Source organism: Microbacterium sp. C5A9 (assembly GCF_022627955.1).
Lineage (GTDB): Bacteria > Actinomycetota > Actinomycetes > Actinomycetales > Microbacteriaceae > Microbacterium.
This window is the reverse complement of the sequence record NZ_JABXGD010000005.1, coordinates 199,366-222,971: the sequence shown is the minus strand read 5'-3', so window position 1 is coordinate 222,971 and position 23,606 is coordinate 199,366. Positions and strand designations below refer to the sequence as shown.

Annotated in this window: 16 protein-coding genes; 9 read left to right on the top strand and 7 right to left on the bottom strand. The window is 67.8% G+C overall.

Annotated elements, in window-relative coordinates; genetic code table 11:
- Nucleotides 1-42: 42 nt before the first annotated feature.
- The 7 genes from HWD99_RS11240 to HWD99_RS11210 form a co-directional block, all read right to left on the bottom strand.
- Complete coding sequence (locus tag HWD99_RS11240) at nucleotides 43-5,811, bottom strand: cutinase family protein (RefSeq protein WP_241796332.1); 5,769 nt, start codon at nucleotides 5,809-5,811, stop codon at nucleotides 43-45.
- Nucleotides 5,812-6,116: 305 nt separating this feature from the next.
- A complete protein-coding gene (locus HWD99_RS11235) occupies nucleotides 6,117-6,329 on the bottom strand; it encodes a hypothetical protein (RefSeq protein ID WP_194765130.1) in 213 nt (70 codons plus the stop codon).
- A gap of 130 nt (nucleotides 6,330-6,459) precedes the next feature.
- On the bottom strand, nucleotides 6,460-8,535 hold the full coding sequence (locus HWD99_RS11230; protein ID WP_241796331.1) for an acyltransferase family protein: 2,076 nt from the start codon (nucleotides 8,533-8,535) through the stop codon (nucleotides 6,460-6,462).
- An 86-nt stretch (nucleotides 8,536-8,621) separates the two neighbouring features.
- Nucleotides 8,622-9,620: a M23 family metallopeptidase gene (locus HWD99_RS11225; protein WP_241796330.1), complete on the bottom strand. Its 999-nt coding sequence runs from the start codon at nucleotides 9,618-9,620 to the stop codon at nucleotides 8,622-8,624.
- Entirely contained in the window at nucleotides 9,620-10,129 is a 510-nt protein-coding gene (locus tag HWD99_RS11220) for a hypothetical protein (RefSeq protein ID WP_241796329.1), read from the bottom strand. Before HWD99_RS11220 ends, HWD99_RS11225 begins: the two co-directional genes overlap by 1 nt.
- A 77-nt stretch (nucleotides 10,130-10,206) precedes the next feature.
- Nucleotides 10,207-11,571: a sugar transferase gene (locus HWD99_RS11215; RefSeq protein WP_241796328.1), complete on the bottom strand. Its 1,365-nt coding sequence runs from the start codon at nucleotides 11,569-11,571 to the stop codon at nucleotides 10,207-10,209.
- Between the two features lie 238 nt (nucleotides 11,572-11,809).
- The gene (locus HWD99_RS11210; protein WP_241796327.1) at nucleotides 11,810-13,594 is read right to left on the bottom strand and encodes a DUF4012 domain-containing protein; all 1,785 of its coding nucleotides are present in this window, start codon (nucleotides 13,592-13,594) and stop codon (nucleotides 11,810-11,812) included.
- A 150-nt stretch (nucleotides 13,595-13,744) separates the two neighbouring features.
- Here HWD99_RS11210 and HWD99_RS11205 point away from each other — a divergent pair, with 150 nt between their 5' ends.
- Genes HWD99_RS11205 through HWD99_RS11165 form a run of 9 tightly spaced genes read left to right on the top strand, consistent with a single transcriptional unit; the run spans nucleotide 13,745 to nucleotide 23,563 of the window.
- Nucleotides 13,745-14,806, top strand: coding sequence for a glycosyltransferase family 4 protein (locus tag HWD99_RS11205; RefSeq protein WP_241796326.1), 1,062 nt, complete (start codon nucleotides 13,745-13,747; stop codon nucleotides 14,804-14,806).
- A 13-nt stretch (nucleotides 14,807-14,819) separates the two neighbouring features.
- The gene (locus HWD99_RS11200; RefSeq protein WP_241796325.1) at nucleotides 14,820-15,899 is read left to right on the top strand and encodes a polysaccharide pyruvyl transferase family protein; all 1,080 of its coding nucleotides are present in this window, start codon (nucleotides 14,820-14,822) and stop codon (nucleotides 15,897-15,899) included.
- The gene (locus tag HWD99_RS11195; protein WP_241796324.1) at nucleotides 15,896-16,921 is read left to right on the top strand and encodes a glycosyltransferase; all 1,026 of its coding nucleotides are present in this window, start codon (nucleotides 15,896-15,898) and stop codon (nucleotides 16,919-16,921) included. Before HWD99_RS11200 ends, HWD99_RS11195 begins: the two co-directional genes overlap by 4 nt.
- Nucleotides 16,918-17,766, top strand: coding sequence for a glycosyltransferase family A protein (locus HWD99_RS11190; protein WP_241796323.1), 849 nt, complete (start codon nucleotides 16,918-16,920; stop codon nucleotides 17,764-17,766). Before HWD99_RS11195 ends, HWD99_RS11190 begins: the two co-directional genes overlap by 4 nt.
- On the top strand, nucleotides 17,763-18,851 hold the full coding sequence (locus HWD99_RS11185; protein ID WP_241796322.1) for a hypothetical protein: 1,089 nt from the start codon (nucleotides 17,763-17,765) through the stop codon (nucleotides 18,849-18,851). Before HWD99_RS11190 ends, HWD99_RS11185 begins: the two co-directional genes overlap by 4 nt.
- Complete coding sequence (locus HWD99_RS11180) at nucleotides 18,851-19,642, top strand: polysaccharide pyruvyl transferase family protein (RefSeq protein WP_241796321.1); 792 nt, start codon at nucleotides 18,851-18,853, stop codon at nucleotides 19,640-19,642. The genes HWD99_RS11185 and HWD99_RS11180 overlap by 1 nt, the downstream gene beginning before the upstream one ends.
- Nucleotides 19,639-21,111 (top strand): lipopolysaccharide biosynthesis protein, encoded by a 1,473-nt coding sequence (locus tag HWD99_RS11175; protein ID WP_241796320.1) that lies wholly within the window; start codon nucleotides 19,639-19,641, stop codon nucleotides 21,109-21,111. The genes HWD99_RS11180 and HWD99_RS11175 overlap by 4 nt, the downstream gene beginning before the upstream one ends.
- Nucleotides 21,108-22,142 (top strand): glycosyltransferase, encoded by a 1,035-nt coding sequence (locus tag HWD99_RS11170; protein WP_241796319.1) that lies wholly within the window; start codon nucleotides 21,108-21,110, stop codon nucleotides 22,140-22,142. The genes HWD99_RS11175 and HWD99_RS11170 overlap by 4 nt, the downstream gene beginning before the upstream one ends.
- Nucleotides 22,142-23,563 carry an O-antigen ligase gene (locus HWD99_RS11165; protein WP_241796318.1) on the top strand — a complete coding sequence of 474 codons (1,422 nt, stop codon included), beginning with the start codon at nucleotides 22,142-22,144 and terminating at the stop codon, nucleotides 23,561-23,563. Before HWD99_RS11170 ends, HWD99_RS11165 begins: the two co-directional genes overlap by 1 nt.
- Nucleotides 23,564-23,606: the final 43 nt, after the last annotated feature.

The following is a 23,606-nucleotide window of genomic DNA, read 5'->3' as shown; positions in this document are numbered from 1 at the left end:
ACTCCCCGGTGGGGAGCCGCCGCCCTCAGACTGCCTATCGCGTCAGAACCGTTCTCGAAGAGCATCCGAGAGCTGATCGAGCTTTCCTTCTCCCCCACCGCTGTAGCTGCCATGGATGCTCGTCCCCGTGCCGATTTCATCCCAGTTGAACGGATTGACATAGTGATTCACGTCGCAGACGAGATCCCGTTCGTCGCACAGCTCGATCGTCGCGGATTTCAGGGATTCGGGATATCCCATGGCTGCGGCGTGCTGCCCGGCCTGATACCCCTCGTATGCACCCTTGAGGCTCTTGGTCATCCATGCGAAGAAAGCGGCTCCGAGAACCCCGAGCGCCAGAGTGGCCACCCCCTGACCGCCCGATGGAGCCGACCCCAGGTTCGTGAACTGCAGCTTCGGCGTGCGCAGTGGGTCGGCGATGAGTCCCACCGTCTCCACCGAGTCGAGAAGCGGTGAGTCGATCGCGCCGAGGAACTGCAACGCGGCGTGCAGCGCCCATGCGCCCTGCGAGTATCCGGCGAGGACGATCTTCTGGTCGGCCCCGCACTTGTCAAACGATGCTTCGAGCTGCTGGATCAGCATCGCGGCCCCCAGCCAGACGCTCGCCGGGTATGTCGCGAGATCCTTCACGCCCTCCCAGAAGCCGTGACCGGCGAAGAACGGCACGGCGTTGGCCGGGTAGAGCACGGCATCCCTCTGCACGTAGTGCACCTCCGTGTCGACGACCTCGCCCTCCTCTGCCGCAGCCTGCAGGCGTTCGATCTCATCTGCCTGCAGCCCCGAGTCGAGCGAGGAGAAGAGCGTGGAGAGCATCCCTCCCAGCGGTGCGGACTCCCCCGACCCTCGCAGACCTATCAGGAGGTACTTCTTGCAGGCAGGGAGCGGAGCCGGAGCGGGGATGTTCTCGACCACCGCCGGCACCACGGTGCCGACCCAGGGGAACACCTCGACCTGACCTTGGATCGCGGGGTTTCCGTCGACACCAGGTCCGAAGTCCCCGCCCCACTGCACGTCGCGCGCGTCGAAATAGCTCTGCGCCGAGACACCGGTGATGCAATCGCGTACCGCGCCGTGGAAGAAGCCACCGCCGGCAACGGTCAGACACGTGTCGGTGGTCTTCTCGATCGTGGTGGCGTCCAGCGACACCGCTGCGCCCGCTTCGCCATACAGGCCGTACTGTCCGTAGCGCAGCGTGAAATGCTCTGCTGTGATCGACCCACCGGCCGAGACTGTGAGGCCGTACCACTCCGATGAATAGGGCGCAGTGTCATCGCCGTCGGCGTTCGTGTCGCCACCGACCGAGTCATCAGTGAGAGTGGTGATGACGACGGGCGCCGCCGCCGTGCCGTTCACCACCAGTGACCCCGCCACCGTCATCCCCGCTCGGTAGTCGGTCCAGGATGAGAAATTCGCGACCTTGATCACGACGCCGGCCGGCACCGTCATCGTGACAGAAGCGGCGATCGTGAGACCGGTGTCCCAGCGGTTGCGGTCGTCGATCACGATCGGGGCTCCTGTGAACGGAACGGTCCAGTTCTCGACGAGGGTGCCCGACACGGCGAACACGTTGATCCTGTTGCCCGTGATCATGTTTCCGCCGAGGTTCGACGGGCGCAGCATGACATCGGTGACCCGCAGCGGAGAACCGTCCCCCTGGTACCCCGAGATCGCGTTTCCCGAAACCCTGAGCGCCGGTGCCGTCGTGCTGTCGTTGTCGGAGAGAACGTCCACCGCTCCGCCCTGCACGGTGTTGTTCATGACCGAGACCCCGAAGGCGTGGTCGGAACCCGCGGCGCGGGTCACGGTGATAGAGCCGCCTCGAACGGTATTGCCCGTCACCGTGACGGCGCTGTTGCCGACACCGGCGTCGATCCCTCCGTCGATGATCGACGAGGTCACGCTCAGCGCATTGCCGAGGCCCGACACGCCTCCGGCATACAGCACCCGCGCCTGAGTGAGGGTGGCAGAGCCGCCCTCGACCACGCTGATGCCGTACCACTGCGAGGTGCGCGGAGCGGTGTCGTCGCCGTCGCCGTTCGTGTCACCTCCGATCGTGTCGTCTTCGAGAGGTGTGAAGACGACGGGTGCTGTGGCCGTGCCGTTCACCTTCAGCGTGCCCGCCACCATGATGCCGCCGCTGTAGTCCGCCCACGAGATCGAGGCGTCACCGACCTTGATCACCACTCCTGCGGGCACGGTCATCGTCACTCCTGCCGCGACCGTGAAGCTGCCACCCCACTCGTTGCGGTCATCGAGCACGAAAGGAACACCCGTGGTCGGCACTGTCCAGTTCTCGACCAGAGTTCCGGCCAGCGCGACGACATCGACGCGGTTGCCCGAGATCGTGTTGCCGGTCAGGTTCGACGGTCGTAGCTTCGCGTCCCACACGCGCAGCGGGAATTCCGCAGTGTCCTGGCCGGAGATGGAGTTGCCGGTGACGGTGATCGGGGGTGCTGAGCTGCTCTCGTTGTCGGACGAGACGCGGACCGATCCGCGCTGCACCGTGTTGTTCGTCACAGTGACGCCGAACGCGCGTGCGGAGCCGAACGGGCGGTACACGGAGATCGAGCCTCCGCGCACCGTGTTGCCCGACACGGTGATCGCGCTCGTACCGACGGCCGCATCGATACCGCCGTCGATGATCGACGAGACGATCGTCGTCGCTGCCCCCTGCCCCGACACTCCGAACGCGAACAGCACCCGCGCCTGCGTCAGGGCGATCGAACCTGCGTTCACGGCGTTGATGCCGTACCACTCCCGGTCGACCGGCGCGGAGTCGTCGCCGTCACCGTTGGAGTCGCCACCGAACGAGTCGTCCGCGATCGACGTGAACACCGCCGGTTTCGCCGCCGTGCCGTTCACCACGAGAGATCCTTCGACGAACACCGTCGCGCGGACGACCTTGATGACGGCGCCGGCAGGCACCGTCATGGTGACACCGGCCGATACCAGAAGGCCTCCGTACCCCACCCCGACCCCGCTGTCGGCGCCGGCGATCGGCGGCCCCGCCGAAGGGACCGTCCAGTTCTCGACGAGCGCCCCTGCGAGGGCGAACGCGTTCACGCGGCTTCCCGTGATCGTGTTCGCGGTCAGATTCGACGGTCGCAGCTTGACGTCGCTCACCGACAGCGGGAAGGCAGCGTCAACGAAGCCGGACACGGCATTGCCGGAGACCCTGATCGGCGGCGCCGAGCTGCTCGTGTTGTCGGAGGCGACACGCACCGCGCCGCCCTGCACGGTGTTGTCGGTCACCGTGACCGCGAACGCACGCGCCGAGCCCGCAGGTCGGTAGACGTCGATCGAGCCGCCTCGCACCGTATTGCCCGTGATGGCAACCGCACCGGTGCCGACTGTGCCTGTGACGCTGCCGTCGACGATCGACGCGGCAACAGTGAGTGATGCTCCCTGCCCCGACACTCCTCCGCCGAAGAGGACGCGAGCGTGCGTCAGGCTGGCGGTTCCGCTGTCGACCACGCTGATCCCGTACCACTCGAATGCGTGCGGAACGGTGTCATCGCCGTCGCCGTTCGTGTCGCCTCCGAACGAGTCGTCGGTCAGTGATGTCAGGGCCACGGGTGCCGCTGCCGTGCCCTGGACGATCAGCCTGCCCGCGACAGTGATCCCGAGGCGCGTCTTGATCGTCGCCTTACCGCCGACGGTCAGCGTCGCTCCTTGCGCGACGGTGACAGCGTCGTCGATGACGTAGACGGTCGGCTGCGTGGGTGACCAGGTCGTGTCGACCGTGATGTCGCTCGTCACGTGGATCGTCGCGATGTCGACGGTGACCACCACACCGACGCTCTTGGTCGTCGCGGTCGTGTAGCCGGACTTCTTCGCCGTAGCCGTCACGGTGATCGTCGCCCCGGCATCCGCGGCGACGAGCCGGTAGGTAGATGAGGTCGCCCCGGCGATCGCAGTGCCGCCGCGCATCCACTGATACGAGAGCGTCGTCGGCGCGGGCGACCACGCACCGGCCCCTGCGGTCAAGGTCGATCCCACCTTGGGCGTGCCCGAGACGGTCGGCGCCGGCGCGGTCGTGAAGATCGACTCGACGGTCACGACGGCGCTCGTCTTCGTGGTCGTCGTGTACGTGGCTCGGGTGGCGGTCGTCGACACGGTGATCTTGGTGCCGGCATCCGCCGCGACCAGCTTGTAGGTGCTCGCCGTCGCACCCGCGATCGCGATGCCGTTGCGCTTCCACTGGTAGGTGAGTGACGAGGGAGCCGGCGCCCAGGTGCCGGCCGCAGCCTTCAGGGTCGACCCGGCCGCGGGCGTACCGGAGACCGTGGGGAGCGGTGCCGTGGTGAAAGGAAGCGTTGCGATCCCCTTCGCCGCGCTCGTGGTCGCGCCGTTCGAGTACCCACTCTTGGAGGCCGTGACCGTGACCGTGATGTTCGCCCCGGCATCCGCGGACATCACCTTGTAGGTCGTCGCTGTCGCTCCCGCGATCGCGGCTCCGTCTCGCTTCCACTGATACTTCAGCGTCGTCGGCACCGGAGCCCAGGTGCCCGATCTGACCGTCAACGTCGATCCGACGGAGCCTGTGCCCGAGATCGTCGGTGTCGGTGCGGTCGCGAAGATCAACGGGATGCTCTTGGCGGCACTCGTGCGTGTCGTCGGCGTGTAGCCGGCTGCGGTCGCCGTCACCGACACGGTGAGGCTCGTCCCTGCGTCCGCCGCCGTGAGCTTGTAGGCGGCAGAGGTGGCTCCGGAGATCGTTGATCCGCCCCGCTTCCACACGTAGGTTACCGTCGTGGGGGCAGGAGTCCAGGTGCCGAGAGTCGCCGTCACCGTCGACCCCACTGCTGCGGTGCCTGTGATCGTCGGCACCGGCGCCAGCGTGAACTCGAGCGTGGCTATAGCCCTCACGGCACTGGTCTTCGTGACGCTCGTGAACCCGGGGCGTGCTGCGGTCGTGCGCACCGTGATGCCGGCTCCCGCGTCGGCGGCGACCAGCTTATACGTGCTCGCGGTGGCTCCTGCGATCGGCGAGCCTGCTCGCAGCCATTGGTAGCCGATGGATGCAGGAGCCGGCGCCCATGCCCCGGCCGCGGCCGTCAGCGTGGAACCGACCTTCGCTGTTCCGGAGATCGTGGGCACGGGCGCAGTCGTGAAGATCGACGGGACTGCGGCTGGGGCGCTGGTTCGCGTCGACGTGCCGTTGCCGCTGCGCGAGGCGCGAACCGTCACGGTGATCTGCTTCCCTGCGTCCGCCGCGGTGAGCCCATAGGTCTGCGCGGTCGCTCCGCTGATCGGGATGCCCGCACGAGACCACTGGTACGTGAGAGTCGTGGGCGAGGGTGCCCACACCCCCGGGGCGGCGGTGAGCTTCGACCCGACGGCAAGCGTGCCTGACACGGTGGGAGCAGGAGAAGAAGTGAACGCCGCCCCCACGGCGGCAGCGGCACTGGATTTCGTCGTGTTGACGTACCCCGGCTTGGCAGCGGTGACGACGACCGTGATCGCGGCGCCGGCATCCGCTGCGACCAATATGTACTTGTTCGCGGTCGCGCCCGGGATGGCCGCGGCTCCGCGCTTCCATTGATAGGTGAGGCTCGCCGGGGCCGGCTGCCAGTCGCCGACCGCGGTCGTCAGCGTCGACCCCACGACGGCGGAACCGGTGATCATCGGCGCGGGGGCCGCGGCGAACGGAAGGTCGGCAGCGTAGGCGGGCGAGGCCACCAGAGACCCCGCGATCAGAGACAGGCAGGCCACCAGAGCGAGGGAGAGTCGCCGGATCCGATCGCGCGCGTGCGGTCGTGTCGGGCGCACCCGCTCGGTTCGAGGCGAGGACGAGTTCTGAGTGCGCACGAGGCTCCTGTCGCGATGTCGGGTCGACGATCAGCGGTCACCGGCGTACGGGCACGCTCGACGATCGCTATGTCTCGAACCCTTCCCATCGGGTGCGAGGCGGTAGTGCGATGCGCGTAGCTGTCCCCTGATCGAGCGGCTTTCAGATGCCCAAATGTCGACCTGCTCTGCGCTAATCGACACGATAGAGCCAACGCGCCCCAGCGAACAAGCTTTCAGATGAATATTTCGCGAGGCCCGATCCCATGCGAAAGGCGGCGACTCCCCCGGTGGGGAGCCGCCGCCCTCAGACTGCGCGATGCGTATTACTGGTTGCCGACTGCCTTGTCGGCCTGGTCGCGGATCTCGTCGATCTTGTCTGCAGCACCCGGTGCGATCTTCTTCGCGAAGTCAGCGACACCGTCGAGGACCTTGTCGCTGATGTCCTCGGCCTGCTCGCTCTTGACGGCCTCGGCGATCTTGTCCTTGTTCTGCTCGTACAGGTCCTTGCCCTTGTTGACGGTTTCCTCGATACCCATGGCGGGCCCCCTTTTCTGCGAGCGAACGCGCCCGATGCGCGACGCACGTACATTCTGCACGGAACGGGAGTGCGGGGGAAGATCGCCGTCGCAGGGCGTCTCAGGCGGATACGCCGTACGCGGACGGGCACTACTCCAGCGGGACGATCCCTGCCACCGCCTCGCGCAGCACCGGCCCCAGCATCTCGGCGTAGAGCTTGGACGTATGCACATCGTCATGCTTCAGCGCGACACTGCCGACGAAGGTTGGGCAGCCGTTCTCCGCGCAGTACCACTCCTCGGTCTCCACGTACGGGACCCCGGCGGTCTGCGCGGCAGCTCTCTCCGCCTCGTAGACCGCGTCGTAGATCTCGTCGGGCGCCATCTCGCACGCCTCCGGGGACTTCCCGGGAACGGCGCACTCCGCCAGCACCGCTCCCTTCGGCGGCGACTGGACGAGGATCACCGTCCCCGCGTGCTTCTGCAGTTCGGCGAGCAGCTCGGAGGTGGCGAGAGCCCATTCCACCGCGGCTCCCTCCTCAGGCTCGGCGTCCGAGTTCGCGCGCGTCACGTGACGGTAGATGTCCTGCACGAACACGACATCGGGGCGCTCCTCGGCGACGAGCTGGAGAGCGGCATCCTGGTGCGCTGCGCAGCTCTCCCCCTCCGCCTCCGTGGGGAACCACATGTCGAACTCGACCTGCGGACACGCGGGCTTCGTGGTCCCTCGAACATTCCAGTCGTCACCCAGCGCGTGCCGCACGGTGGAGATGAGAGTGATCGCGGTGGAGTCCCCCATCACGAAGGCCGTGTGCTCGGCCCCGTCGGAGGGGAACCAGCAGCTCTCCGGGTCCCGCACGTCGGCGGGCGAGCACTCCGTCTTCTCGTCGACCCGTGCACGCTCGCTGAGGTCGCCGGGAGCCGGGTCGAGTGCGGGCCATTCCTCCGCCTCTCCGGCGTCAGCCAGGACCTCGGTGAGCTCCGCCTGAGTGTCCGGCGTGTCCGACACGGCGGGACTGGACGACGCGCTCACCTCTGCCGGGCGAGCGAAGGTCACCACTGACGTCGCCGCGATCAGGGAGACGACGACGACACTGGCCGCGAGGGTGAAGAGATGCGAGGGGCGTCCGGCTCCCCGCTCGAGCCAGGCCGACCTGCGGATCGGGTCCTCGACGAGGTGGTAACTCGCGATCGACAACAGCGCGGTGATCGCGAGGACCGACAGCAGGAAACGACGCTCGTGGTGAGCGAAGTACGGCCCGAGGAAGACGATGACGGGCAGGTGCCACAGGTAGAGCGAGTACGAGATGTCGCCGATATAGCTGCTGACGCGGTTCGACAGCGGCCACACCGCCGATTCGTCATCCGAGCCTGTGCCGGCGGCGATGATGAGTGCGGTGGCGAGCACCGCGACGATCGCGCCGGGGACCGGCATCCCGTCGCTCTCGCTCACAGTGACGAGCGCGTAGCCGAGCGCTGCGATCCCGACCCAGGCGAGGTACGGCCGCAGGGCCTGAGGGATGCGCCCGAGCTGGGACGCGCCCACGGCCACGAGCGCGCCGACCGCCAGCTCCCACGCGCGGGTCAGCGTGGAGAAGTACGCCCACATCGGAGCCGCGTCCGTCTCGTGCGCCGCCCACAGAACCGACGCTCCGGCGATGAGCAGCAGCACCACCGCGAGAACGGGCTTGAGCGCACGACGGCGGTGCAGGATCAGCGCGACGAGTGCGATCAGCAGGGGCCAGACGATGTAGAACTGCTCTTCCACTCCGAGCGACCAGTAGTGCTGCAGCGGCGACGTCGTGCCGTCGTCGGCCCAGTAATCCGTGCCCGCCGCCGCGAAACGCCAGTTGCTCACGAAGAACGTCGCCGCAAGGGCATCGCCGGCGATCTGGCGTGCGCGCTCGCCGCCGATGAGGATGTAGCTCGCCACCACGGTGACGATGAGGACCAGGGTGGCGGCCGGGAGGATGCGCTTCACGCGACGCTTGTAGAACCCGACGAAGGAGATGCGCCCGGTGCGCTCCACCTCGCGGATGAGGAGCGCGGTGATGATGAACCCGGAGATCACGAAGAAGACGTCGACACCGAGGAAGCCACCGGTGAGCGCCCCCACCGCGTGGTTCACGATCACGGCGAGGACCGCGACAGCGCGCAGCCCCTGGATGTCTCTGCGGAACCCGGGCTTCCTCACGCCGCCCGAGACCGGAGTACTGGTATTTTGCACTCGCATAACACTAGGGCGAACGGGCACCGCTCCGGAACCGTCACGGAGTCACAGGCGGCCGGAGAGGATCATCCCCGGCCCGACGATCAGGACTGCCAGTAGTTCTTCTTGACGATGACCTGCTGAATGGTGGTGCCGGCATTGAGCGCGCGCACCTCTGCGAACAGCCGGATCGATCCGGAGAGGAAGTACGGCAGCGTGTAATGCCCGAACGTCGATGCGTTCGCCGCCGACGCCGAGGTCGCGGGTATCTCCATCACCGGCTGGGGAGATGTGCTGACGACGCCGCCGGCGTAGTTGAACACTTCGGCGACCGCGCGCACCTGGAGACCGCGCGTCACGCCGAGCGCCTTGAGGTAGATCGTGAGGTCTCCTGTCTCCCTGTTGTTCCCGGCGCTCTGGGCCAGGTAGATCTGACTCGAGCTCACCTGGATCTTCGTCCACACGTTCGCGGGCACCGGGGCGTTCCAGAAATAGGTCGACGACTGATGGATGGGCACGGGATCCTCCGGTTGGACGTAGTTCTCGAAGTCGACTGAATTGGTGAATCCCAGCTGCAGCGGCGTACCGCCGATCCACAGCGAGACATGGACGTGGGCGCCGTACCCGGCCTCGCTTCCGAAGCCCGAGGCCCCCGATACGGCGATGACCTGCCCCCGCGTCACTCGCGTCCCCGGGAGGACGGCGCTCGACTGCAGGTGGAGGTAGCGGATGTAGTTGCCGTCGTCGGCACGCAAGGCCAGATACCGGCCGGTCGCCGTCGTCGTGGAGTCCTTGCGGTCGACGATCACCCCGTCGGCGGCGGCACGGACCGGCGTGCCGGTGGGGACCGCGTAGTCCGTCCCCGGCTCGCCGGACGGGGGCGTCCTGTTCCTGTGCCCCTGCCAGCTGCTCGAGATCTGCGAGTCTCCGCAGGGCCGCAAGTACGTCCCTGCGGCCGTCGCGGTGAGGTCCGGGGAGACCAGATCCCACCCGATCGCGGCCGCTCCGAGCGCGGCCCCGGCCCCGATCAGCAGTGCTCGACGCGAGAAGAACGGGTTCGCGTGGTGATCGGACGAGGGCTCGGCGTCCCCCGCGTCGCACACTAGCGATCGCCCCCCTCGTTCTCGCCGCGGATCAGGTTCTGGATCTGCTCTTCGGGAAGCTTCTCGATCGACCCCGAGCTGAGCTCGATCTGCGGGTCGGCCGGCGTTCCCCCGATGGTGCACACCGACTGCCCCTCGTATCCGGACGTCGTGACCGGAACCAGCACGAGCCATTCCGGCTCCACGAGCCGCTGCTCGATCCGGGTGCCCTCCGTGTCGAAGACGACGTCCGGCGCGTAGTTGGAGGTCGTCACATCGACGCAGATACTCGTCAGATCCTCGAAGCTGAAGGCGCCGTACTCCGGCGCGGGGGCTTCGGTGGGCTCGGCGGTCGGCGATGGCTCAGCCGTCGGAGCGTCGGTGGTGGGCGTCGGATCGGGGGTCGACGTGGCCGTGGAGGTGGGGACGGGGTTCGACGCTCCCGCATCCGCCGCGCACCCGGCTGCTCCTGCGAGGACGCCGATGGCCAGAGCACTCGCAGCGAGACGCGTCGCAAGGGGGGATCTCATGATCTTGAATGTACCCAGACAGCTGCCGCGGACGCGGTTACCGCTCGGTCAGTCGCGGGGATCGTTACCGAGATGACTCAGTGCGCGCTCGCACCCGGGGCGACGACGGCCCGGATGGTGCGGAAGAGGATGACGACGTCCTGAGTGAGCGACCAGTTCTCGACGTAGTACAGGTCGAGGCGGATCGTCTCCTCCCACGACAGGGTCGATCGCCCGCTGACCTGCCACAGGCCGCTCATGCCGGGCTTGACGGCGAGACGACGCAGAGCGATGTCGTCGTAGAGAGCGACCTCCGCCGCGCGCTGCGGTCGCGGGCCGACGAGGCTCATCTCGCCGCGCAGCACATTGATGAGCTGCGGGAGCTCGTCGATCGAGTGCTTGCGCAGGAACCGACCGATCTTGGTGATGCGCGGGTCGTCCGACACCTTGAAGAGCGGTGTCTCGCTCGACCCCTGCAGATCGAGCAGGCTCGCGAGCTGGTCGTCGGCGTTGGCGACCATCGACCGGAACTTGCGCATGCCGAAGGTCCGCCCACCGCGGCCGATGCGCTCCTGGTGGTAGAACACCTTGCCCGGTCCATCGATCTTGATGGCGATAGCCGTGACGAGGAAGACCGGTGAGAAAAGCAGCAGAAGCCCCGCCGAGCCGATCAGGTCGAAGACGCGCTTGAGGAATCGGCTCGATCCCTCCATGCGCGGGAAGTCGACGTGCACGAGGGGCAGGCCCGCGACGGGGCGAGAGTGCAGGCGGGGGCCGGCGACGTCGGTCAGGGCCGGGGCCATGATCATCTGGATGTCGCGATCGGCGACCGCGTAGCCGAGGCGGCGCATGGTCTCGGGGTCCATGTCGTCGGACCCGACGATGATCAGCGCGTCGATGTTCGCCGCGTCGAGCGCTTTGTCGGCGCTGCGGATGTCGCCGAGAACCTCGAGCTGAGGCATTCCCTCGGACGGAACGCCGTCGGTGATCACGCCGACGATCGTGTAGCCGCTGTCCTTGCTGCGACGGATCTGCTGCGCGACGTGCTTGACCTTGCTGCGCTCGCCGATGATGACGGAGCGATGCGTGTAGTCGCCCCTGCGCTGACGTCCTCGCAGCCACTGACGCCAGATCCACCGCGAGACGAGAAGGAGGATGAGCCCGACCGGGAAGATCACGGCGAGAAGGAGGCGGGAGATCTCCATACCGAGGAAGAAGGCGACAGCGACGGTGAAGGCGAACACGGCGATCGTCGCGTCGACGAGCCGTCGATACTCGAGCACCCCGTGCCCGACGATGTGGTGGTCGCGGGTGTCGATCGCGTCGAGACCGATCAGCCAGGACACGCCGATGATGGCGAGGACCACGACGTAGCTGACCTGGGGGCCGTCGCGCCAGGAGACGTCGTCGGTCATGCTCGGACCGGCGAGAAGCCATGCGGACACGATGGTGACGGCGAGCACGAAGACGTCACTGTAGAAGAGTCGACTGGCGTACCTCCTCGGCCACTCACCGCGGCGACGTCGATGCGCCTGAGGACGGGCGACCGTCGCCTGACGACCGTTCGACTGCCTTGGTACAGCGTCCACAGCTATGCCGACCACCCCTGTCCCTCCGATATGAATCCACTGGTTCTCAGCGGATTCACCAAATCGGCAGTCAGTTTACTCCAGTCAGTGTGATTTCCGGTTCACCGGCATATCACCCGCAGGAATCCTGCAGGGTGGGCTGCACCGTGTTGATCATCGGGTTGGTCTGCACGGCCAAGGGACCGAAGTCACCGGTTCCGGTGAATGCGGCCGCGACCTCCACTCGGCCCTCCGGCTCGAACCACGCCTCGAAACGCGCCGTCGGCCGCCCGAGATCGTCGATTCCGTGCGACAGGATGTCGACACGCTCACCGTTGACCGCCACGTTGGAGATCGTCGTTCCGGGAGGGCCGTAGATGTAGATCCAGTCGCGGAATGTCGTGCCGAACGTCATGCTCTGCACATAGCGGGGAAGGTCTTCGGCCTGAGCCTGACTGATCGGGAGCGCCAGAGCGGCATTCACGGTGAAGGTCGTGGCGTCGGCCTCGCAGACCGCGTCGACGGTGACGGCCGTGCGCGTGTAGTAGTCGATCTTCGACCCGTTGCTGTTGTTGAAGTACACGCCGATGGTGGTGGAGTCCTCGTTGTCCGTCGGCAGCACCCCGCTCACACGCTGACCGTCGATCGCCTCGGTGACCTTCGCGTCTTCGCTCCAGACGAGGATGCTTCCCTGCTCGGCGCTCTCTGCCAGCGCCGTCGCCATCTCCTTCAGATCGAACTGGCCGGACGACACCTTCTCGAAGACGGCACCGGCCGCGGCCGCGAAGAAACCGTCGACGAGCTCGGGGTGCTTGTAGCTGTCCCAGCGCTGATAGACATCGCTCAGCAGCAGCGAGACCGCGTTGTCGGCACTCAGCACGTCACCGGTGACGAGGGTGATCGGTCCGGTCGCGACCAGGATCTTGGAGAGCGCGAGAGGGTCGATCGAGATGACGCCGTCGATCTGGTCGGGGGCGATGTCACGCTGCCACCATGCCCTCATGATCTGCGCCGCCGTCGGGAAGTCGGGGCGGCTCATGCTCGTGTTGACGTGATCGACGAGGTAGCTGGAGTAGAGGTCGATCGCACTCTGGTCGACCGGGACATCGACGGCCACCCCGTTCTCGTAGCTGCTGCTGCTGCCCTGGGTCCCCATCGCGATCGCGCCGTTGTCGACGTGGATCAGGGTCTGCGAGGCGGCGCTGCCTCCCAGCGCGAGCGACTCCGCGTTGTTCTGGAAGACGAGCAGGTAGTTCCGCGGACCGTCGGAGCCGAGGAGAGTCGGAAGCAGATCCACCGCGGGCGCCGCGGCCTCCATGACCTCGGCGACCTGATCGACGCCTCCGCGCACGGGGCCCACGAGCGCCGTGGACTTCTTCACCTCGGAGATCTCGTCGGCGAGCTGGCCGATGCGAGACGCCTGCCCCTTCGCCACGTCGAGCACCTGGGTGATGAGGGAGCCGCTCGCGGGATCGGCGGCGAGCACCGGAATGGCCACGTCGTTGACGAGCACGTCGAGCGACTGGGCCGCGAGCCGCACGCCGCGGAGGTTCTCACCGGCGACCGGGATCCACTCGAGCGCACCCCACACCGGATCGGATGCGGCATCGGCGGCGCTCTGTGCGGGCTCGGCGATCTTCTGCACGGTCTCCTTCGGATCCGCGCCGTTCTGCAGCTCCCCGATCAGCTGCTGGCTCTCTTCGAGCCCGTTCTTCACCGTGAGCGCCTTGAGCGCGACCCAGCAGGCGACTCCGAGCAGCACGATGACGACGATGGCGACGACGAGCCACGTGATGCGCGCACGCCTGCGTCGACGGTGAGTGACGTCGGGGGCGGTGGTCTGCCGCCCGGCGGCCTCGCGCTGTTCTTGCTGCTTCTGTGCAGCTTCGCGGGCTGCTCTACGGGATTCGTGGGGCACGACTGGATCTTAGCGTCGCGACGCTGAGCGGACGCTGACCCGGGCACGTAGGGGAGACTGGACGCGTATGGGAGAATGACGATGGTCGACACGACGGGGGACGGTCGACCTCACGTGATGGGCCCCCGAGGCGATGAAGGAGTTACCGACTTGGAGCCGAGCATCCTGGTCGTTGCACCATGGCTTCAGGGCGGCGGTGGACAGAAGGCTCTTCAGGGAATCCTGGCGGCGATGCCTCGCGAACGCATCCGCTTGGTGGTCCTCTTCACCGGCAACAAGAACTCCGAACCGCTGCACGAGCATGTGGCGGAGGCCGTCTATCTCGATGCGCCGAGGACGCCGCTGGGTGTGCTGGAAGCGCGTCGCAGGCTGGCTCCCTACCTCACGGCCGCGACGAGCGTGTACTCCCTCATGCGTGCCAGCCACGTCGTGCTCGGGATCGGATCCACCCGCGTCCTGAAGAGCCGCCGCTTCGCGGCGACGTTCCACCAGCTGCCCTCCGAAGACGACTCCGCACGAATCGGGCGCGTCGAGAACGTCTTCGTGCGACGTGCGGTGCGTCATGCCGGCCTGGTAACGGCGCCGAGCCCGCGTGCCGTCGAGGAGATCGCCGACCGGCGTTTCGCGGCGAGGGAGCGGATCCGCTTCGAGGCGAACGCCAGCGACGCGACCTCCGAGGGCTCCGTGGCACCCCGCGACGGCGAACTGGGAACCGTTCGGCTGCTCTTCGCCGGGAGGCTCACCGAGCAGAAGGGCCTCGATCGCATCGCCGATCTGCTCGCCGCGAGCCGACTCCCCATCCATCTGAAGATCGCCGGCGACGGCGAGCTCCGCTCCTCTGTCGAAGCCCTCGCGGGTGCCGCGCCCGCCCCTCACCGCATCGACTACATCGGACACACGGATGATCTGCCCGCAGAGCTCGACTGGGCCGACGCCCTCTTCATGCCGAGCCGGTGGGAGTTGAACCCCATGACCGTCTGGGAATCGTGGGCACGCGGCCGCCCCGTCATCGCTTCCTCCCTCGACGTCTTCCACGACCTCTCGACCCAGGGTCCCGTGCTCGTCTTCGACGACGCGCACGACTTCGCAGAGCAGGTCGTCGCCGTGAGCGCCGACTCCCCACTGCGGACCCGCACCTTCGAGGAGGCACTCGTGGCCTTCGACCGACATTCGAACGAAAGGCGAGAACTTGCCGCCTACCTCGCCGGCTGACCGGGCACCACGCGTGCTCATCCTGCACGCATACAGTCCGTCCAACTCCGGAGACGGTCTCCTCGTCGATCTCGCGATCGATCTCGTGCGCCGGGTCTCCCCGAACGCCACCTACCTCGTCGTCGCCTCCGACGCCGCGGGTTTCGACGACCCCCGCTATCTGCAGTGGACGTCTCCGCTCCCCCTGCCTCGCGCCCTCCGCCGTGTCGCGATGGCTCTGACCGGTGTGCTCGGCCCGACCAGGGGCATCCGACGCGCCGCTGCCGAGGCCGACCTCATCGTCGCCGTCGGCGGTGCCTATCTTCGGGGCGGCGGCGCCGTCGAGTCGTTCAAGAGCTGGGGAGCGCACCACGGCCAGGTCAGGCTCGCCGCGCGCCACGGCGCCAAGAGCGTGTACCTCCCGCAGAGCATCGGCCCATACGGCGCGAGCTACGGCAGACGCACACGAGAACTCCTCTCGCGGATGCGCCGGGTGTACGTGCGCGACGATCGGACGGCGAGTGATCTGAGCGAGCTGCCCAACATCGACCGGGTCCCCGACATGGCGATCCTCGAATGGGCGAGGAACGACCGGCAGCCTCTCGACGGGGAACTCGGACGTCCGGTGTTCGTCGCGCGGAACCTCGGCGAACCGCGCCGATACTACGAGCTGCTCGCCGAGGTGCGCGACTCGGGCGCCTTCGACTGGGCCGTCCAGGCCACGGGCAGCTCGAACAACGACGCCCCCGTGACGGCACGCTACGGAGGGCCGGATGCGCCGCTGCTCTCGACCGTGCTGGCGACGCGATCCCCCCGCATCGTGGTGAGCACGCGACTGCACGGATCGCTCTCGTCGCTCATCGCGGGATATCCGACGATCCACCTGAGCTACGAGAGAAAGGGCTACAGCGCCTTCGCGGACCTCGGCATCCCCGACTTCGCGATCTCGGCACGGGATGCGACCGTCGAGCAGATCGACGCCCTCATGCAGCGGATCATCGACGATCCTGAGGCCTACTGGGCCGCGATCGACGCGAAGCGCACGGAGATCAGCGCCGCCGAACGACGGATCGAAGCGGACGCCGCCGCTGTGCTGGCCGCCGGGTCCCGATGAGCGTCGCGGCGATTCCGCGGGTCCTCCATGTCACCGAGGCACTCGGCGGCGGTGTCCAGTCGGCGATCGCCCATTTCGTCGATCAGACTCCCGGCGCCGAGCACACGATCTACGGACGCGTCAGGGACGGCGAGGAGACGAAGACCCCCGCCGGCGCGGCGACGATCCCGCACACCGGGTCGTTCCTCGACTTCTCCCGGGGTCTGCGCAGGGTGATCGCGGAGGTCGACCCCGTGGCCGTGCACTTCCACTCCAGCCTCGCCGGCGCGCTGCGCCCCTTCGCGGGCGGAGCGCGCGTCATCTACTCCCCGCACTGCTTCGCGTTCCGGCGCTCGGATGTCAGTGGTCTGCAGCGGACGGTGTTCCGCACCGTCGAGAGGCTCATGGGGCGGTTCACCGACGGCATCGTCGCGGTGAGCCCGTATGAGGCGGAGGATGCCGCCCGCTTCGTCGCACCGTCGAAGGTGTCGATCGTGTCGAACCTCGCCCCGATCGACACCTTCGAGCCGGCGCCGGTGCACGGACGACGTGTCGTGACCGTCGGCAGGATCGCCCCGCAGAAGGATCCCGGGTTCTTCGCCGAGGTCGCCAGGAACACCCCTGACACGCTGTTCACCTGGGTGGGCGACGGCGATGCGACGGCGCGCCGTCAGCTGGAGGATGCCGGGGTGGAGGTGACCGGTTGGCAGTCGCCCGACCAGATCGACGCCACCCTCAGGAAGTCGGACCTCTACCTCCACACCGCCGCCTGGGAGGCCTCGCCGATGTCTCTCGTCGAGGCGCTCGCGGTCGGGCTTCCCGTCGTCTGCCGGGAGGAGCCGTCGCTGCGGTCGCTCGGCTACCTCTGTGTCGAGGACTCCCCCGCCCGTGTGGCGACCACGGTGCAGTCCTTCTTCGACGACGCGCCCGTCGCGCACCAGGTGACCGAGCGCGCTGCGGCGGTCGTGGAATCGCTCAGGCACATTCCCAGTGGAGAGCGGCTGATGCACGCCTACCTGGGCGACACGGAGGTGACGAAATGACCACCGCTGTCGATGTGATCATCGCTGCATACAACGCCGAGCCCACGATCCGCGCCGCGGTCGAGAGCGCGCAGAAGGTCGACGGCGCCGCCGTCACCGTGGTCGACGACGGATCGACGGACGGCACCGCGGATATCGCCCGCTCCCTCGGCGCGACTGTCATCGAGCAGCAGAACAGCGGCGCATCCGCCGCACGGAGCAGAGGGCTCGCCGCATCGACGGCGCCCCTCGTCGTCTTCCTCGACGCGGACGATGAGCTGGTCGCGAACGGTGTGCACCGTTCGATCGCGCTTCTCGAGGACTCCCCGACGGCCGTCGTGTCGGCGGGCAGGGTCGAGGGTTTCACCGCGGCGGCGTCGACCGTCGGTGTTCTCCCACGCCGCTACGACTCGGTCACGACGACCTCGCTGATCCGCACGGGGTTCGGTCCGTGGCCGCCGGCGGCGTCGGTGATCCGACGCGCGGCGCTGGTCGAGGCGGCCGACCTCGAACCGTCGGCGCTGAGCACCCGCTACGCGGAGGACTACGAGATGATCATCCGCCTCTCGCTCCTCGGAGACGTCGTCATGCACGATGCCGTCGCGATGCGCTACCGAATGTACGATGGCAAGTCGAGCAACGCGGCGGAATCCGCTCTCCGCGACAAGGAACGGATCCGTCGACACTACGCTGATGCGCTTCGCATCGACGCGGACCTCATGGACGAAGGGCAGCTGCGCGCCGCCACTCGAATCCGCATGGCGAGGGTGGCGTTGTCGCGGAAGCGCTACGTCAACGCTCTCGCACTCGTCGCACGTGTCATCGTGACGAACCCGATGTTCATTCTTCGAAAGGTCATGAGATGACCCCGGGCACCTCATCCCTCCCCACGCCCTCGCGCAGGTTCCGATCGTCCTCGCTGTGGATCACCGGGCAGGACGACAACATCGGCGACTCCCTCCTCCGACGCCCCTACGCACGCGCCTTCGCCGAGCGCGCGCCTCTCGCCGTCTGGGTGAGAGAGGCCTCCGACGACTTCATCACCGGCCTGCGGCTCGACGAGCACGCGACCGTCGATCGCTCGTGGTCGCGCTGGTACGGCCGCTCGTTCGCCGCGGCCCTCCGCGGCCGAGCGCTGGTGGGGATCAACGCCGGCGAGATGCGCGTCTCGGCCCGAGGCGCCCTGAAGCTGCTCGCGCTGCTTCCCCTTCTCGCGACCACTCGCGCCCGTCGAGGACGTGCCGTGTGGATCGGGGCCGAAGTGCCGCGCACGAGCCGCCGACTCCGCGGGATCTACCGGATCGCGAGCCGTGCGACGTCGCCGCTCTCCTGGCGCGAGAGCGAGAGCCGTGAGCAGATGGGGCGAGGCGCGGTGACCGCGGACTGGGCCTTCTCCGAGGGAACGACATCATCCGAATGGACGCCGCGAGCCGACCGCGACCTGCTCGCGGTGGTCCTGCGGGGCGACAGGGACTTCCCCGCCGAGCAGTGGTGGCGCTGGGTGAGGCAGACCGCCGATCAGCTGTCGCTCACCCCGACCGTGGTCGTTCAGGTGCGCCGCGACTCCGCCCATGCGCAGCGAGCCGCCCGCGAGTACGGATTCGACGTCGTGGAATGGCCCGAGGACACCGTGCACTGGGACCAGGAGACAGTGGTCCGCGCGGCCTACTCCCGCGCCCTGGTCACGATCGGCGATCGCCTGCACGGCCTCGTCGTGGCCGCGACCGAGGGTTCTGTGCCCCTCGGCTGGGTCACGAGCTCGACGGGCAAGACCGGCCGGCACTTCCGCACCGTCGGCCTGGACTTCCCCTCGCTCCACGAAGGATCCTCGGCGGCGGACCTGCCGGTCGTCGACGGTGACGCCGTCGACGTCTGGCGCGCGGAGCTGCGCTCCGCCGTCGACACGGCGCGCACGCAGATCACCGCCCTCGTCGCATCCCTGGACGCCTGATGGTCGAGATCGTCCACTGGAACCCCAGAAGATTCCGCGCGTCCGGCCCCCTGCACCGGCTCCCGGCCGTCGGACCGCGCATCAACAACTTCGGCGACCTGCTCGGTCCGTTCATCGCGAATCGGATCAATGAGAGCGAGGGACGTGTCTCGTCCTCCCGCTCCAGGCCGGAACCGCGTCTGCTCACCGTCGGATCGATCCTCACCCTCGCAAGGCCGGGCGACACCGTGTGGGGCACCGGCGTCAACGGGAAGTCGATCGACCGCGATCTGTCGCTCGGCGAGGTCGACATCCGCGCCGTCCGCGGCCCGCTCACGCGGGACTGGGCGAACCAGCGCGGAGGATCCGCGCCGTCCGTCTTCGGCGACCCCGCGCTGCTCCTCGGCCCGCTGTTCGGGCGCGAGGAGCTCGCCGGTGGCGCGACGTCCGTGCCGATCTCCGTCGTCCCCAACTTCCACGACTACGCAGCGACCCGCGACGACCGCTCGACCATGGTGAATCCCCGTGACTCACTCCGAGCGGTGCTCCGCCGCATCGCGAGCAGCGATTTCGTGTGCGGGTCCTCGCTCCACGGGGTCATCGTCGCCGAGGCGCTGGGGATCCCCGCGCGATTCATCGCCTCGGATCACGAGCCTCGGTTCAAGTACGACGACTACATGCTCGGCACCGGTCGCGAACCCGCGGTGTTCGCCACCTCGGTCGAAGAGGCGCGTGACATGGGCGGGCAGACTCCGCCGGTGTTCGATCACACGCCGCTGCTCGACGCCTTCCCCAGAGACCTGTGGCCGTGAGCGGCGTGGATGACCCCGAGAACCCCGACATAGGACGCCACGCATCGCGGGGCGCCACCTTCACGGTCGGCGCGCAGCTCGTGCGACTGGTCATCCAGCTCGCCGGCATCGTGGTCCTCGCGCGCCTCCTCTCCCCCTCCGACTACGGCTACCTCACGATGGTGGTCGCGATCATCGGCGTCGCCGAGCTCTTCCGCGACTTCGGTCTGTCGTTCGCCGCCATCCAGGCGAAGACGCTCACCCATCAGCAGCAGAGCAACCTCTTCTTCATCAACACGGGCATCGGCGCACTCGCCTCGGTGGTCACGGCATGCCTCGCGCCGTTGATCGCCGGACTCTACGGCGAACCGCAGCTGGTCCCCATCGTCCTCGCACTCAGCGTCACCTTCCTGATCAACGGCGTGACCACGCAGTTCCGGGCCAAAGCGGCACGTGACCTCAAGCTGGCCGCTCTCGCCGTCACCGAGACCATCGCTCCGCTCGTCGGCCTCGTGATCGCCATCGGGATCGCGCTCGCTCAGGGCGGCTACTGGTCGCTCGTCGCTCAGCAGATCGTCACGGCGCTCGCCACCCTGGCCGGCTCGATCGTCATCGCCAAGTGGTGGCCGTCGCGCTACCGCCGCGGTGCGGGTGTGCGATCGCTCCTGGGTTTCGGCGGCAGCGTCTTCACCTCGCAGGTGATCACCTACGTCAGCCGGAACGTGGATTCGGTCATCGTCGGCGCCTTCTTCGGACCGAGCCAGCTCGGAATCTACAACCGTGCCTTCCAGCTGCTCCTCCTCCCGCTGAACCAGCTGAACGCTCCCGCCAACCGGGTGGCCATGCCGGTCCTGTCCCGCCTGCAGGACGATCCCCGCCGGTTCCGAGACTTCCTCCTCACCGGCCAGACGCTCCTCCTCCACCTGATCATGGTGACCTTCGCCGTCGCCTGGCTCGTCGCCGACCCCCTGGTCCCCCTGCTCCTGGGAGATCAGTGGACCGGAGTGATCGACATCTTCCGCATCCTCGCGATCGCCGGATGCTTCCAGGCCGCGGGATTCGCCACCTACTGGTGCTTCCTCGCTCTCGGGCTGTCGAAGCGACTGCTCTTCTGGTCGCTGACCACGCGCCCGTTCATGATCGCCGCCATCGCTTTCGGCGCTGCGGTCGGAGGAGTCGAAGGGGTGGCCTGGGCCTACACGATCGCGACGGCGGTGCTGTGGCCGCTGGGCATCGTGTGGGTCGCGCACCGCACGGAGGTGCCCGCGCTCGCGGTGTTCGTGAACGGCCTGAGGATCATCGCACTGTATGCCGTCGCGGCCACCGTCGCGGAGCTCCTGCGGCGCCTGCTCGACATCGACGGGCTGCTCGGCGCCGGGGTCGCCTTCGCCGCCTTCGCCGTCGCCGTGGTGGCGCTCGCCCTCCCGTTCCGCGTGTTCCGCGGCGATGTGAAGACATTCAAGAAGGCTCTGAAGAGGGGATTCTCATGAGTTCGCGCCGTCGAACCACATCCACGAGCCCGATCACGGTGCTCCAGTCGACGAACGCCCCCGATGGCACCACCCGCTACATCGATCAGATCGTCACCGACGCGAGCGACGCCACGAGGTTCGTGTACTTCTCCTGGAGCGAGGCCCTCTTCGGCAGGTGGGACGCGTTCCACGTGCACTGGCCGGAGACCCTCGTCACCTCACCCCGCCCCGCGGTTCGGGCGATCAAGTCCGGGCTCGTGTGGGTTCTCGTGCAGCGTGCACGGCTCCTCCGACGCCCCATCGTCCGGACTCTGCACAACCTCGAGCCGCACGAATGGCACAGCCGCATCGAGCACGCGGCGATGCGGCTGATCGACCGCCACACGACCACCTTCATCCTGATCAACCGCCACGGCTCGGGCGAGGGCCCGAAGAACGCGGTGACGATCATGCACGGTCACTACCGTTCTCGGTTCGCGTCCCACCCCCGTTCGACGACAGAGCCGGGCCTCGCGATCTTCTTCGGCATGATCAAGCCCTACAAGAACGTGGGGAAGCTGATCGAGGCGTTCCGCGGGATCCCGGCTGACGGCGCGCACCGGCGACTGCGCGTCGTCGGCAAGTCCGATCCTCAGACCAGACAGCAGCTGACCACCGTCGCCGCAGACGACGATCGCGTGAGCTTCCGCTTCGAGTTCGTCGACGACGAGTCGCTCGTCCGCGAGGTCACCGCGGCCTCGCTCGCCGTGCTGCCCTACACCGAGCTGTACAACTCGGGAGTCGCGCTCGTCGCTCTCTCCCTGGGCATCCCGATCCTCGTGCCCGCCTCGGCATCCGCCACCGAACTGGCCCGTGAGGTCGGCGAGGGCTGGGTCCACACGTTCACGGGTGAGATCGACTCGATGCAGCTGGCGGCCGCGCTGGAAGCCGCGACTCTCCACCCGCCTACCGCGGAGCCGCAGCTCGATGGGCGAAGCTGGGAGACGGTGGCAGCCCAGCATGAGGCTGCCTATCGCCAGGCGATCGCGATCAAGAGAGGGGACGACTGATGGATGATGTCGTTCTGTACGCCATCGGCGCCGTGGCCTTCATCGTCATCTGGTTCGCCTTCTCCTTCAAGACGGCCGCCTTCGCGGGCCTGCTCTTCGCGGCCGCCGTGGTGCCGCGCACCGTCATCACGATCGTCCACGGCAGTGCGAACCACTCCGGAATCGCCAGCCCCGGCGTCGACATCCACACGTACTCGATCCTCGCGGTCGTGCTCGTGCTCTCGCTCGGGTTGGCCCTTCTGCGCGGCAGCATCCCCATCGCCTACATGGTTTTCGCCGCGCTCTCGGTGATCCTCCTGATCTTCTACTGGGAGCCGAGCGTCGCCCGGGTGTCCGGCGTCCTCCTGTTCTTCGTCGGCATCGCCGCGTTCATCGGGGCATTCGGCTTCGCCAGGGCCTTCCGGCAGAGCCCACGGATCCAGCAGGGCCTCGCTCTCGTGCTGTTCATGATCGCCCTGGCCCAGGCCGGCAAGAGCCTGCTCCAGCTGCTCAGCATCCGGTCCGTCGGAACGCTCGTCTCGGGCGGCGAGGTGATCACCCGCGTCAACGGCACGCTCGGTCACCCCGGGACCCTCGGCAAGGTCCTCTTCTTCCTGATCCTTCTGGCGCTTCCCCTCACTCGTTCGGCGACCAAGAGCGTGCGGATCCTGTCATGGGTGACGGTGGGCCTGGCATCGGTGACTCTCGGTCTGACCTTCGGTCGGGCCAACATCGCGGCGGCCGGAGTGCTCCTCCTCGCCTGGATCCTGTTCGCCATCAAGACCCGCCTCTGGGTGCGGCTCGCCGTGCTGGGTGCGATCATCGTGGCTGCGGTGCCCGTCCTCGCGGTCGTGATCCAGAGGTCGACCTTCGATCCCTTCGGCGGCTCGCGCCCCAAGCTCATCCCGGCCGCTCTCGAGCAGATCTCGCGGGAGCCGTGGTTCGGCATCGGCCCGAACTCCTACGTCTCGGTGGTGTCGGCCTTCGATGTGCACACCAAAGAGAATCTGCCCGTGCACAACTCCTTCCTGCTCCTCACCGCCGAGATGGGCATCGTGCTGGCCGCCCTGTTCCTCATCCCGCTCGTGACGGTCGTCGTCCGCGCGGTCATGAGCCTGAAGCGCGAACCCCTCGTGAGCGGCTACGCACTCTCGCTCCTCGGCGCCGTGCCGGGCATCGTGCTCACCGCCTTCACCGGATGGGGGCTGTTCGCGCAGTCGATCCTGCCCCTGGTCCTCCTCTGCTTCGGGTTCGTCGCAGGGATGATGAAGGATGCCGACGATGCTCCGGCGTTCTCCGCCGTCGAGGCGAACGCCGCCGTGAGCTGGCGATTCTGGCGCCGCGAGTTCTGGACATGGCGCTCGCCCGCCGGGCGGTCGTCGGTCCGCGACCGGGAAGCGACGGATGCCGGCGCGGAGTCCTCTCCGCCGCTGTCGGCGTGACCGCGCCGAACACGCCCGCCACCTGCATCTACACTGGAAACAG